11 protein-coding genes are annotated in these 12,522 nt (G+C 63.3%); 5 read left to right on the top strand and 6 right to left on the bottom strand.

Features of this window, described 5'->3' with window-relative positions:
* The 4 genes from HU748_RS08415 to gloB form a co-directional block, all read right to left on the bottom strand.
* Window positions 1-1,842 carry an extracellular solute-binding protein gene (locus HU748_RS08415; RefSeq protein ID WP_186708004.1) on the bottom strand — a complete coding sequence of 614 codons (1,842 nt, stop codon included), beginning with the start codon at window positions 1,840-1,842 and terminating at the stop codon, window positions 1-3.
* Window positions 1,839-3,668, bottom strand: coding sequence for an extracellular solute-binding protein (locus HU748_RS08420; RefSeq protein ID WP_186708006.1), 1,830 nt, complete (start codon window positions 3,666-3,668; stop codon window positions 1,839-1,841). Before HU748_RS08420 ends, HU748_RS08415 begins: the two co-directional genes overlap by 4 nt.
* Before the next feature lie 192 nt (window positions 3,669-3,860).
* Complete coding sequence (locus HU748_RS08425) at window positions 3,861-5,294, bottom strand: lytic transglycosylase domain-containing protein (protein WP_186708008.1); 1,434 nt, start codon at window positions 5,292-5,294, stop codon at window positions 3,861-3,863.
* 100 nt (window positions 5,295-5,394) lie between these two features.
* Window positions 5,395-6,174 (bottom strand): hydroxyacylglutathione hydrolase, encoded by a 780-nt coding sequence (gene gloB, locus HU748_RS08430; RefSeq protein WP_186708010.1) that lies wholly within the window; start codon window positions 6,172-6,174, stop codon window positions 5,395-5,397.
* Window positions 6,175-6,260: 86 nt separating this feature from the next.
* Here gloB and HU748_RS08435 point away from each other — a divergent pair, with 86 nt between their 5' ends.
* The 4 genes from HU748_RS08435 (at window position 6,261) to HU748_RS08450 (ending at window position 10,687) form a co-directional block, all read left to right on the top strand.
* Window positions 6,261-7,019: an SAM-dependent methyltransferase gene (locus tag HU748_RS08435; protein WP_186666175.1), complete on the top strand. Its 759-nt coding sequence runs from the start codon at window positions 6,261-6,263 to the stop codon at window positions 7,017-7,019.
* A gap of 46 nt (window positions 7,020-7,065) precedes the next feature.
* Window positions 7,066-7,512 carry a ribonuclease HI gene (gene rnhA / locus HU748_RS08440; protein WP_186666174.1) on the top strand — a complete coding sequence of 149 codons (447 nt, stop codon included), beginning with the start codon at window positions 7,066-7,068 and terminating at the stop codon, window positions 7,510-7,512.
* Between the two features lie 97 nt (window positions 7,513-7,609).
* Window positions 7,610-8,362, top strand: a complete 753-nt coding sequence (gene dnaQ, locus HU748_RS08445) for a DNA polymerase III subunit epsilon (protein ID WP_346655280.1) — start codon at window positions 7,610-7,612, stop codon at window positions 8,360-8,362.
* 72 nt (window positions 8,363-8,434) lie between these two features.
* Window positions 8,435-10,687, top strand: coding sequence for an Orn/Lys/Arg decarboxylase N-terminal domain-containing protein (locus HU748_RS08450; protein ID WP_186720050.1), 2,253 nt, complete (start codon window positions 8,435-8,437; stop codon window positions 10,685-10,687).
* On the opposite strand, the gene HU748_RS08455 is transcribed toward HU748_RS08450, so the two are convergent.
* Entirely contained in the window at window positions 10,671-10,889 is a 219-nt protein-coding gene (locus HU748_RS08455; protein ID WP_054894341.1) for a hypothetical protein, read from the bottom strand. The two genes, HU748_RS08450 and HU748_RS08455, sit on opposite strands and share 17 nt — an antisense overlap.
* A gap of 156 nt (window positions 10,890-11,045) precedes the next feature.
* On the opposite strand from HU748_RS08455, the gene HU748_RS08460 reads away from it, so the two are divergent.
* Window positions 11,046-11,606 (top strand): NADPH-dependent FMN reductase, encoded by a 561-nt coding sequence (locus HU748_RS08460; protein ID WP_186720051.1) that lies wholly within the window; start codon window positions 11,046-11,048, stop codon window positions 11,604-11,606.
* A gap of 84 nt (window positions 11,607-11,690) precedes the next feature.
* Here HU748_RS08460 and phnX read toward each other — a convergent pair whose 3' ends face one another.
* Entirely contained in the window at window positions 11,691-12,518 is an 828-nt protein-coding gene (phnX, locus tag HU748_RS08465) for a phosphonoacetaldehyde hydrolase (RefSeq protein WP_186720052.1), read from the bottom strand.
* Window positions 12,519-12,522: the final 4 nt, after the last annotated feature.

Consider the following 12,522-nt stretch of genomic DNA (forward strand, 5'->3'; position numbering starts at 1 on the left):
TCAGTTTGCCTCGTCCACGAGTGGCACGCGTGCTTCGCTGATGGCTGGGGTCACGTCGGGCTTGATCCACCAGGTGTCGATGCCGATATCGTATTTGGGTGACACCTTCGGATGGCCAAGATGGTTCCAGTAGGCGACGCGCCAGGTCTTGATGTGCCAGTTGGGGATGACGTAGTAACCCCACAGCAGCACACGGTCCAGCGCACGCGTGTGGGCGACCAGGCTCTGGCGCGAGTCGGCGTTGATCAGGTCTTCGACCAGTTGGTCGATGGCCGGGTCACGCAGGCCGATGGTGTTGCGGCTGCCCGAGCGGTCGGCGGCGGCGCTGGTCCAGTATTCGCGTTGTTCGTTGCCCGGCGAGTTGGATTGCGGGAAGCCGCCGACGATCATGTCGAAGTCGCGCGAGCGCAGGCGCGTGATGTATTGCGAGACATCGACGCGGCGGATGGTCAGGTCGATACCCAGGTCGGCCAGGTTGCGCTTGAACGGCAGCAGGATGCGCTCGAACTCGGTCTGTGCCAGGAGAAACTCGATCGACACCGGCTTGCCCTGGGCATCGACCATCTTGTCGTTCTCGATCTTCCAGCCGGCGTCCATCAGCAACTGGTAGGCCTTGCGTTGCTGCTCGCGAATCATGCCACTGCCGTCGGTGACGGGGTTGTGGAACACCTCGGTGAAGACCTGCTCGGGAATCTTGCCGCGCAGCGGTTCGAGGATCTTCAGCTCGTCGGCGGAGGGCAGGCCCGTAGCGGCCATCTCGGAGTTTTCGAAGTAGCTGCCGGTGCGGGTATAGGCGCCGTTGAACAGCTGCTTGTTGGTCCATTCGTAATCGAGCAGCAGGCTCAGGGCCTGGCGCACGCGGATGTCCTGGAACACGGGTTTGCGCAGGTTGAAGATGAAGCCCTGCATGCCGACCGGGTTGCCGTTGGGCAACTCTTCCTTGATCAGGCGCCCGTCGCGCACCGCCGGGACGTTGTAGGCGGTGGCCCAGTTCTTCGCGCTGACTTCCAGGGCATAGTCGAACTGCCCGGCCTTGAGTGCTTCGAGGGCGACGGCGGTGTCGCGGTAGGAGTCGAAGGTCATGGCGTCGAAGTTGAACATGCCGCGGTTGATCGGCAGGTCCTTGGCCCAGTAGTCCTTGACCCGCTCGTAACGGATCGAGCGTCCGGCCTTGACCTCGGCGACCTTGTACGGGCCACTGCCCAAGGGGATCTCGAGGTTGCCGCGGGTGAAGTCGCGGGTCTCGTACCAATGCTTGGGCAGCACCGGCAATTGGCCCAGGATCAGCGGCAGCTCACGGTTGTTGCTGTGCTTGAACTTGAACAAGACACGCAGCGGGTCCTCGACGATCACCTCCGAGACATCACCGTAGTACTGGCGGTACAACGGCGCACCTTGCTGGGTGAGGGCGTTGAAGCTGAACACGACATCTTCGGCGCGCATGGGATGGCCGTCATGGAAGCGTGCTTCAGGTCGCAAGTAGAAGCGTACCCAGCTGTTGTCGGGGGCCTTTTCGATCTTGCCGGCGACCAGCCCGTACTCGGTGAAGGGCTCGTCCTGGCTCTGGCGCATCAGGGTGTCGTAGATGATGCTGATGTTGTCGGCCGATACACCCTTGTTGATGAAGGGGTTGAGGCTGTCGAAGCCGCCGAAGCTGGACTGGCGGAAGGTCCCGCCCTTGGGGGCATCTGGATTGACGTAGTCGAAATGCTTGAAGTCGGCGGGATACTTGGGCGGTTCGTCGTAGAGCGTCAGGGCATGTTGCGGGGCGGCCAGAGCGGGCAGGCTCAGGCAGGCGAGCAACAGGCTGCAGGCCAGGCGCAGGCGAGGCGTCGGCATCATTTGGCTTTCTCCGAAGTCTTGAGCCACCAGCTGTTCAGGCCCAGGGTGTAGGGCGGCGTGGTGACGAAGGCGAACCGGTTGCGGTAGGCCAGGCGATGGTTGTCCAGGTACCAGTTGGGAATCATGTAGTAGTGCCACGACAGCACCCGGTCAAGCGCGCGCGCAGCGGCGACCTGGTCATCGCGGGTGCGGGCGGCCATGAGCGTGTCGAGCAGGTGATCGACCACAGGGTCCTTGATGCCCGCGTAGTTCTTGCTGCCCTTGACGGTGGCCTGGCTTGAGTGGAAGTACTGCCACTGCTCGAGTCCGGGGCTGAGGGTCTGGTTTAGGGTCATCAGGATCATGTCGAAGTCGAATTGGTCCAGCCGTTGTTTGTACTGGGCTCGGTCTACCGTGCGCAAGCGCGCGTCGATGCCGATGCTGGACAGATTTTCGACATAAGGTTGCAGGATGCGTTCCAGATTCGGGTTTACCAGCAGCAACTCCAGGCGCAACTGGCGGCCTTTTGCATCGACCAGGCGCTGCCCGTCGAGCTTCCAGCCGGCTTCGCCGAGCAGGCCCAGGGCTGTGCGCAAGGTCTGGCGGTCGATGCCGCGCCCGTCGGTCTGGCTGACCTGGTAGGGCTCGGTGAAGAGCTTGGCGGGCAACTGTTCGCGAAACGGTGAGAGCAGCAGCCATTCCTTGCCGGTGGGCAGCCCGCTGGCGGTGAATTCACTGTTGGGGTAGTAGCTGGTCGAGCGACGGTAGGCGCTGCTGAACAGGGCGCGGTTGGTCCACTCGAAATCGAGCATCAGCCCCAGGGCCTGGCGCACCTTCGGGTCGGCGAAGGCCTCGCGTCGGGTGTTCATGAACAGACCCTGGGTCTGTGTCGGGATCCGGTGCGGGATTTGCGCCTTGATCACATCGCCACGGCGGATTGCCGGGAAGTTGTAGCCATTGGCCCAGTTCTTGGCCTGGTGTTCGATGTAGATATCGAACTCGCCAGCCTTGAAGGCCTCGAAGGCCACGGTAGCGTCACGGTAGAACTCGAACTCCACGCGGTTGAAGTTGTACTTGCCGCGGTTGACCGGCAAATCCTTGCCCCAGTAGTTCTTCACCCGGCTGAACACCAGGCGCCGACCGGGCTGCACTTCGGTGATGCGATACGGGCCGCTGCCCAGCGGAGGCTCGAAGGTGGTGGCCTTGAAGTCACGGTCTTGCCAGTAGTGCTTGGGCAGCACTGGCATTTCGCCCAGGCGCAGGATCAGCAGCGGGTTGCCGGCGCGCTTGAAGACGAAGCGGATACGCAGAGGCCCCAGAATGTCGACGCGCTGCACTTCCTGCAGGTTGGTGCGGTACAGCGGGTGACCCTCCTTGAGCAGGGTGCGGTAGGAGAAGGCCACGTCGGCCGAGGTGATGGGGTGTCCGTCATGGAAACGCGCCTCGGGACGCAGGTTGAACACCACCCAACTGCGGTCTTCGCTGTATTCCACCGAGCGGGCGATCAGGCCGTAGCTGGAGGTCGGTTCGTCGCCTGAAGGATCGTACTGGCCGGTGCCGACCATCAGGGTCTCGTTCAGCTCGTTGACGCCGTACTGCTGGAAGTTCGGCGTCGAAACAGGGCTGGTGCCCTTGAAAGTGTAGGGGTTGAGCGTGTCGAAGGTGCCGAATGCCATGGCCCGCAAGGTTCCGCCCTTGGGCGCCTGCGGATTGACCCAGTCGAAATGGGTGAACGTGGCCGGGTACTTGAGCGTGCCGAACTGCGCATAACCGTGGCTTTCGGTCACGGTGGCGGCTGCGGGGAAGCTCAAGGCCAGGCTCAGTGACAGGAGGAGGGGTCTTATCAAGTCTGGGATCCGGTCAAGGCGGCGTTGGGCTTGGTCCGGCGTACAGTAACAGCTTGTCTGGAATGGAAAAAGGGTGCGGCGGGGGCGGTTGTGGGAGCGGGCTCGCCCGCGAAAAGTACACCGCAATGCATGGCGCCTGCTCTGCCGGTGTTCGCGGCGGTTCGCCGCCCTCCCAAGCCCGCGCCTACACAGTCAGCGCGTCAGGTAGACGGTGAGGGTCTGGCCGGGCTTGAGTGCCTGGCCGCTGCGCGGGTTCCAGCGCTTGAGGTGTTTCATCTCGACGTTGAAACGTTTGGCAACCAGATAGTACGAGTCGCCCTTGCGCACCTTGTACTGGGTAGAGCGCTGCTTGGCTGCCGCGACACGGTTGGCCGCGGCGCTCGGGGCATTGCCACCGCGCAGGGCCAGGACCTGACCGACTTTCAGGCTGCTGCCCGAGAGACGGTTCCAGCGCTGGATGTCTTTGACCGACACACGGTTGGCCTTGGCGATGGCGCCCAGGTTGTCGCCGCGCTTGACCCGGTAACTGCTGGTCGCGGCCGGTGCCTTGGCTTCGGCGAGGGCAGCCTGGAACACGGCCTTGTTCGGTTGCAGGCTGACCAGTTGCTCGGGCTTGAGATTGGACAGGCTGCTGGTCAGCAGTTGCGCCTTGGCGGTGGGGACGAGCAGTTGCTGCGGGCCATCGACCGTCATGCGTTTCTTGAACGCGGGGTTGAGCTGGATGAGTTCGTCTTCGTCGATGTTGGCGAAGGCGGCGACGCGGGTCAGGTCGAGGCGATCGTTGATGGCGACGGCTTCGAAGTAGGGCTCGTTGGCGATGGGGCTGAGGTTGACGCCATAGGCCTGTGGCGTCAGGACCACCTGCGACAGCGCCAGCAGCTTGGGCACATAGTCGCGGGTTTCCTGGGGCAGCGGCAGGTTCCAGTAGTCGGTCGGCAGGCCGAGGCGCTCGTTGCGCTCGATCGCCCGGCTGACGGTCCCTTCACCGGCGTTGTAGGCGGCCAGGGCAAGCAGCCAGTCGCCATTGAACATGTCGTGCAGGCGGGTCAGATAGTCCAGCGCGGCGTTGGTGGAGGCGGTGATGTCGCGACGGCCGTCGTAGAAGTTGGTCTGGCGCAGGTTGAAGTGGCGCCCGGTGGACGGAATGAATTGCCACATGCCCGCCGCGTGGGCGCGGGAGTAGGCCATCGGGTTGTAGGCGCTTTCAATGGCCGGCAGCAGGGCCAGCTCAAGCGGCATGTCGCGTTCTTCGAGGCGCTCGACGATGTAGTGCAGGTAGAGGCTGCCACGCTCGCCGGCGTTCTCGAGGAAGCTCGGGTTGCTGGCGAACCACAGGCGCTGTTGCTCGATGCGCGGATTGACGTCGATGCCATCTTGCAGGGCAAAGCCCTGGCGCATGCGTTCCCAGACATCCTCGGGGGCTTTCTGCTCGGCCGGCTTGATCATCAGCGGCGCCGGTTTGTGCTTGATCCGGGCCTGGTAGTTGTGCGCGCGAACGCTGTCGGATTCGTCGACCTGACGGGTGCTCTGGCAGCCCACGAGGGTGGCAGCCAAAGCGAGTGCGCTGACCTGGGCCAGGCGCGTCAGGGCGGCGGAATGAGCGGTGCGGCGGCTACGGGAAGACATCGGCGGACACGGTTTTCCGGGCAAAAAATTTCGGCGATTCTAGAAACCGCATCCGGTTGGGTCAACCTTGGATGTCCTCCTGCGATATATCGTGAGGTTATCAGAAGCCGTCTTTCCAAGACCTCAAGGCAGCAAAAACAGCGGGTTGGGATTCGTTTGAATGTCCCTTCCATTCGTCTGCTTTTTGTTTAACAGATGTTTCAGTTGTGCGAAGAAACGGATTGGTCAGCCGCTCCAGGCCGATGGTCGAGGGCAGGGTGATGCGATTGTCGGCACGCAGGCGGGTAACCTCGTTGAAACGCTGGAGAACATCCTGGTTCTCCGGCTCTACGGCCTTGGCAAAACGCAGGTTGCTCAGGGTGTATTCGTGGGCGCAGTACACCTCGGTCGCCTCCGGCAGCTCGGCCAGGCGCTGCAGGGCAGGTTGCATCTGTTCGGGTGTGCCTTCGAACATTCGCCCGCAGCCGGCGGCGAACAGGGTGTCGCCGCTGAACAGCAGCGGGGTCGGATTCTGCGCGCTGTAATAGGCGATGTGGCCGAGGGTGTGGCCAGGTACGGCGAGCACCTCGAAGGTCAAGCCCAGTGCCGTCACGCTGTCGCCGTCGTCCAGCGCCACGTCACGGGCCGGAATGCGTTCGTTGGCCGGCCCGTAGACTTTGGCGCCGGTCGCCTGCTTGAGCTTCTCGACGCCGCCGACATGGTCGTTATGGTGGTGAGTGATGAGGATATCGGTGAGCGTCCAGCCGGCATGGGCCTCGAGCCATTGCAGCACCGGGCCGGCGTCGCCGGGGTCGACCACCGCGCACTGGCGTTTGGCAGTATCCTGTAACAACCAGATGTAGTTGTCGGAGAAAGCGGGAAGGGCATCGATCTGTATCATGGCGCGGATCCGAATCATCTGGCGTGGGACATGAAGGCATCTTAGCCGCGATGGCGTGGCCGGAGAAACCTTCGAGGGAGAATGCAATGACCGACCAAGCCTTTGCCCAGGCCGACCCCGAGTGGTTGGAGCTGATCAGCCTGGCCCGCGACTGGTTCGCCGGGCCCATCGGGCAACTGATGCTCAAGGAAGAAGAGAAACTGCTCGAAGAGGAGCTGGGCCGCTTCTTCGGTGGTTTTCTCGTGCACTATGGGCCGAGCGCCGAGACGCCGCCCAGTGCCCCGCAGGTGCAACGCACGGTACGCCTCGGCGCGCCATTGCCCGGAGTGGAGATCGTCTGCGAGGAACAGGCCTGGCCGCTGTCCGAGCATGCGGCCGATGTGGTGGTGCTGCAGCATGGCCTGGATTTCAGCCTCTCGCCCCACGGTCTGTTGCGCCAGGCTGCCAGCGCGGTACGCCCGGGTGGGCACCTGTTGATCGTTGGCATCAATCCTTGGAGCGCCTGGGGCGCGCGGCACTTTTTCGGCCGTGGAGCGCTGCGCAAGGCGCGCTGCATCTCGCCGTCGCGGGTTGGCGACTGGCTCAACCTGCTGGGGTTCGCGCTGGAGAAACGCCGCTTCGGGTGCTATCGTCCGCCGCTTTCCTCCCCTGTCTGGCAACAGCGCCTGGCGGGGTGGGAGCGGATGGCCGGGGGATGGCAGACCGCAGGCGGGGGTGTTTACCTGCTGGTGGCGCGCAAGATGGTAGTAGGCCTGCGACCTCTGCCCATGGAGCGTCGCGAGCCGATGGGCAAGCTGTTGCCCCTGCCGCTGGCCAAGGTCAATCGTCGTCACAGCGAGCCCTGACCGCGCCGTCCGCGATCGATAACCTGCAAGCGAACGAAGGCGGTACATGAGCGATAGCGTCGAGATCTACACCGATGGTGCCTGCAAGGGCAATCCTGGCCTGGGTGGCTGGGGCGCCCTGATCGTCTATAAGGGCGTCGAGAAGGAACTGTGGGGCGGCGAGCGCGACACCACCAACAATCGCATGGAGCTCATGGCCGCGATCTGCGCGCTGATGGCGCTCAAGCGCGAATGCGACGTGGTGTTGACCACCGACTCGCAGTACGTGATGAAAGGCATCACCGAATGGATGGGCAACTGGAAGAAACGTGGCTGGAAGACCGCCGCGAAGGAACCGGTGAAGAATGCCGACCTGTGGAAGTTGCTCGATGAACAGGTCAACCGGCACAAGGTGACCTGGAAGTGGGTGCGCGGGCATATCGGGCATCCGGGTAACGAGCGGGCCGATCAGCTGGCCAACCGCGGGGTCGATGAGTTGCGCGCGCAGGGGTGATGCAGCCTCACCTTGAACGCATCCCGCGCGCTGGAAAGTCTGAAACCCGTTTGATGTATACTCGTCCCCTTTCCCAGAAGTCGCTTGGAGCCCCCGCGTGGAGCAGCAGAACACCCGACTGATCGTCCTCGATACCGAAACCACCGGTATGCCGGTCAGCGAAGGCCACCGGATCATCGAGATCGGTTGCGTCGAGGTCATCGGCCGGCGCCTGACCGGGCGCAACTTCCACGTCTACCTGCAGCCGGACCGCGAGAGCGACGAGGGCGCCATTGGCGTTCACGGCATCACCGACGCCTTCCTGCTCGACAAGCCGCGCTTCGCCGATGTCGCCGAAGAATTCTTCGAGTACATCCAGGGCGCGCAACTGGTCATCCACAACGCGGCGTTCGACGTTGGCTTCATCAACAACGAATTTGCCTTGATGGGCCGGCAAGACCGCGCCGACATCTCCCAGCACTGCACCATCCTCGACACCCTGATGATGGCGCGCTCGCGCCATCCGGGCCAGCGCAACAGCCTCGATGCGCTGTGCAAACGCTACGGCATCGACAACTCAGGCCGCGACCTGCACGGCGCGCTGCTCGACTCGGAACTGCTGGCCGACGTCTACCTGGCGATGACCGGTGGCCAGACCAGCCTGTCGCTGGCCGGCCAGGGCGCTGAAGACAACGAAGGGCAGGGCGGCAATGGTAGCGAGATCCGCCGTATCGTCGGGCGTCAGCCGGGGCGGGTGATCATGGCCAGCGAAGAGGAGCTCGAGGCACATTCCGAGCGTCTGGCAGCAATCGCCAAGTCGGCGGGGGCGCCGGCCATGTGGCAGGCACTGAGCGAAACGCCAGCAGGCTGACACTGCCCATACAGTTGCCCTGAGGCTCGACTACCCTGAAATGGACACGCGTCCTTCGGAGGTAGCAGCCTGATGTACAAGGACCTCAAGTTCCCCATCCTCATCGTCCACCGTGCGATCAAGGCCGACAGTGTCGCCGGTGAGCGCATACGGGGTATCGCCGAGGAGCTCAAGCAGGATGGCTTCGCCATCCTCGCCGCCGCCGACCATGCCGAAGCGCGTCTGGTCGCCGCCACCCACCACGGCCTGGCCTGCATGCTGATCGCCGCCGAAGGCGTCGGTGACAATATCCATCTGCTGCAGAACATGGCCGAGCTGATCCACCTGGCGCGGCTGCGTGCACCGGATCTGCCGATCTTTGCCCTGGGCGAGCAGGTTACCCTGGAAAATGCACCTGCCGAGGCGATGAGCGAGCTGAACCAGTTGCGTGGCATCCTCTACCTGTTCGAAGACACTGTGCCGTTCCTGGCCCGACAGGTGGCGCGGGCTGCGCACAATTACCTCGACGGCCTGCTGCCCCCTTTCTTCAAGGCGCTGGTGCAGCACACTGCGCAATCGAACTATTCCTGGCACACGCCCGGCCACGGTGGTGGCGTGGCGTATCGCAAAAGCCCGGTGGGCCAGGCCTTTCACCAGTTCTTCGGCGAAAACACCCTGCGTTCGGATCTCTCGGTCTCGGTGCCGGAGCTGGGGTCGTTGCTCGATCACACCGGGCCGCTGGCCGAAGCCGAGGCCAGGGCTGCGCGCAATTTTGGTGCCGATCATACGTTCTTCGTCATCAATGGCACCTCGACCGCCAACAAGATCGTCTGGCACGCCATGGTCGCGCGTGACGACCTGGTGCTGGTGGACCGCAACTGCCACAAATCGGTGGTGCATGCGATCATCATGACCGATGCCATCCCGTTGTACCTGTGCCCGGAGCGCAACGAACTGGGCATCATCGGGCCGATCCCGCTCAGCGAGTTCAGCCGCGAGTCGATCGCGGCCAAGATTCAGGCCAACCCCCTGACCCGTGGTCGTGCGCCGCGCATCCGCCTGGCGGTGGTGACCAATTCCACCTATGACGGTCTGTGCTACCACGCCGGCCAGATCAAGCAGGCCCTGGGTGCGAGTGTCGAAATACTGCATTTCGACGAGGCCTGGTTCGCCTACGCTGCTTTCCACGATTTCTTCAGCGGGCGCTATGCCATGGGCACCGCCCGCGAGGCCGACAGCCCGCTGCTGTTCAGCACGCACTCTACCCACAAGCTACTGGCTGCCTTCAGCCAGGCGTCGATGATCCACGTGCAGGACGGCGCTCTTCGCCAGCTTGACCGCGATCGCTTCAACGAGGCGTTCATGATGCATATATCGACCTCGCCCCAGTACAGCATCCTGGCATCGCTGGATGTTGCCTCGACCATGATGGAAGGCCCGGCCGGGCGATCACTGTTGCAGGAGATGTTCGACGAGGCCCTGAGCTTCCGTCGCGCGCTGGCCAACCTGCGCGCGCACATTGCGACCGATGATTGGTGGTTCAGCATCTGGCAGCCGCCGGCGGCCGAAGGTATCCAGCGCCTGGACGCGCAGGACTGGTTGCTGGAGCCCGGCGCCCAGTGGCACGGCTTTGGCGACGTGGCACAGGACTATGTGCTGCTCGATCCGCTCAAGGTGACCCTGGTGATGCCAGGGCTGACCGCCGAGGGTGTGCTCGGCGAGCATGGGATTCCAGCGGCGGTGGTGAGCAAGTTCCTCTGGGAACGTGGGTTGGTGGTAGAGAAGACCGGGCTGTACAGTTTCCTGGTGCTGTTCTCCATGGGGATCACCAAGGGCAAGTGGAGCACGCTGCTGACCGAATTGCTCGAATTCAAGCGCCACTATGACGTCAATACGGCCCTGCAGCTGTGCCTGCCCAGCGTCGTGGCCGTCGCACCGTTACGATATCAGCGGCTGGGCCTGCGCGACCTGTGCGAGCAATTGCACGACTGCTACCGTGCCAATGCCACGGCCAAGCAGCTCAAGCGCCTGTTCACCCGCTTGCCGGAAGTGGCCATGAGCCCGGGGCAGGCGTACGACCGGATGGTCAAGGGGGAGGTCGAAGCGGTGCCGATCGAGCAATTGCTCGGGCGCATCTCGGCGGTGATGCTGGTGCCTTATCCGCCAGGTATTCCGCTGATCATGCCGGGCGAACGCTTCACCGAGGCGACCCGTTCGATCCTCGACTACCTGGCCTTCGCCCGAGCCTTCGACAGGGGCTTTCCCGGCTTCGTTGCCGATGTCCATGGCCTGCAGCATGAAGGCGAGGGGCCCTACACGGTGGATTGCCTCACGGAATGCGGATGATCTCGACGCCGCTCTGGGCCAGTTCGAAGCGGTCTTCACCCAGGTAATTGACCCGGTCGCCGATGGCCAGGCGATAGGTGGTGATCGGCGCGCCAAGGGTGCTGCCGTCCGCCTGCAAGGTCGACTCCTGGAATTCATGCACCGGGTAGATGCGGCCTTCGGCGTCGCGGGCGTGGAATTGGCCGACCAGTACTGCTGCCATGTAGGTTGAAACCTCTGAAATATGGAGAAATATCTGCAGACATAGACCAGCGAAGGGGGCGGGAAGTTTTCTTGTTACGGAAAAAAACCTCGAGGGTGAAGAAGGGTCATCTATAACTACACAGTTCCCCTTTCCCAGCAGAGGATGCAAATCGCCATGAGCCAGGTCTATTCGGTAGCGGTCGTTGTCGGCAGCTTGCGCAAGGACTCCTACAACCGCAAGGTGGCCCGCGCCCTTTCGGAGCTGGCGCCGTCCAGCCTTAGGTTGAAAATCATCGAGATCGGTGATCTGCCGTTGTACAACGAGGATGTCGAGGCCGCGGGCGTGCCGGCACCCTGGCAGCGTTTTCGCGACGAGATCCGCCGCAGCGATGCAGTGCTGTTCGTCACCCCGGAGTACAACCGCTCGGTGCCGGGGGCGTTGAAGAACGCCATCGATGTTGGCTCGCGACCTTACGGGCAGAGTGCCTGGGGCGGCAAGCCGACGGCGGTGGCCAGTGTGTCGCCGGGGGCGATCGGTGGCTTTGGTGCCAACCATGCGCTGCGCCAATCGCTGGTCTTTCTCGACATGCCCTGCATGCAGATGCCCGAAGCCTACATCGGAAGCGCGGCGACACTGTTCGACGAGGCGGGCAAGCTCAGCGACAAGACTCGGCCGTTCCTGCAGGCATTCATTGACCGGTTTGCCGCGTGGGTGAAGCTGAATCGGGCGGTCTGATAGCGCTCGTTATCCTTTTCGCGGGCACGTCGCAGTGGCTGTTAGCCGCTGCGACGTGCCCGCGAATGCGTCATTGCCCATCCATCACACGCCTTGCGGCATTTCCCCCTTGGCCAGCCGCCGATTGATATCGGCAACCACCTCCGGCAGCTCGTTGATGGTGTCGATCAGGTAGTGCGGTCGCGAACCCTCGAACAGCGTATGAATGCGCTTGCGCTCCTGCTCCAGTTGCTCGGCACTCAGCGCCTGGTATTGCTCCCAAGTCAGCCCCAGCGCATTGCCCGAGCACACCAGCGCCACTGTCCACATCCCGGCACGACGGCCTTCCAGAATGCCCGGTACGGTGTCGTCCACCTTCACGCACGCGGCGACATCGTCGATGCCCAGGGCAATGACGTTGGCCAGGGCCTGGGCCGGCCATGGGCGACCGTTGGGCGTTTCGTCGGTGGCCACCACGTGATCGGCGACATAGCCATTGCGTGCTGCCAGCTCTACCACCTTGTCCATCACCACTTTCGGGTAGCCCGAACACGAGCCGATCTTCAGGCCCTCGTTGCGCAGCCCGGTGAGAGTGTCCAGTGCACCGGGAATCAGCGCCGAGTGCACGGCGATCTTCTCGATCTGCAGGGGCATGAAACGTTCGTAGATGGCCGTGACGTCATCATCGGTCGGGGTACGGCCAAATGCCTTGCGGTAACGCTCGGCGATTTCCGGCACATCGCACAGGGTGCGGATATGGTCCCATTTGCCCATGCCCATCGGGCCGCGGGCCTCATCGATGGATACCTCGACATCGAATTCGGCAAAGGCTTCGACGAAGATCTGGGTCGGGGCGAAGGAGCCGAAGTCGACGACGGTGCCGGCCCAATCGAGGATGGCGGCTTGCAGCTGGGTGGGGTTGCTGTAGTTCATGTGC

The sequence above is a fragment of the Pseudomonas sp. RW3S2 genome (genome assembly GCF_014268955.1).
In the GTDB taxonomy this organism is placed as follows: Bacteria; Pseudomonadota; Gammaproteobacteria; order Pseudomonadales; family Pseudomonadaceae; genus Aquipseudomonas; species Aquipseudomonas wayambapalatensis.

Excerpts from the sequence above, each read along its gene's own strand:
- HU748_RS08415 (WP_186708004.1), bottom strand. The coding sequence starts at position 1,842 with ATGATGCCGACGCCTCGCCTGCGCCTGGCCTGCAGCCTGTTGCTCGCC.
- HU748_RS08425 (WP_186708008.1), bottom strand. The coding sequence starts at position 5,294 with ATGTCTTCCCGTAGCCGCCGCACCGCTCATTCCGCCGCCCTGACGCGC.
- gloB (WP_186708010.1), bottom strand. The coding sequence starts at position 6,174 with ATGATACAGATCGATGCCCTTCCCGCTTTCTCCGACAACTACATCTGG.
- HU748_RS08435 (WP_186666175.1), top strand. The coding sequence starts at position 6,261 with ATGACCGACCAAGCCTTTGCCCAGGCCGACCCCGAGTGGTTGGAGCTG.
- rnhA (WP_186666174.1), top strand. The coding sequence starts at position 7,066 with ATGAGCGATAGCGTCGAGATCTACACCGATGGTGCCTGCAAGGGCAAT.
- HU748_RS08450 (WP_186720050.1), top strand. The coding sequence starts at position 8,435 with ATGTACAAGGACCTCAAGTTCCCCATCCTCATCGTCCACCGTGCGATC.
- HU748_RS08455 (WP_054894341.1), bottom strand. The coding sequence starts at position 10,889 with ATGGCAGCAGTACTGGTCGGCCAATTCCACGCCCGCGACGCCGAAGGC.
- HU748_RS08460 (WP_186720051.1), top strand. The coding sequence starts at position 11,046 with ATGAGCCAGGTCTATTCGGTAGCGGTCGTTGTCGGCAGCTTGCGCAAG.
- phnX (WP_186720052.1), bottom strand. The coding sequence starts at position 12,518 with ATGAACTACAGCAACCCCACCCAGCTGCAAGCCGCCATCCTCGATTGG.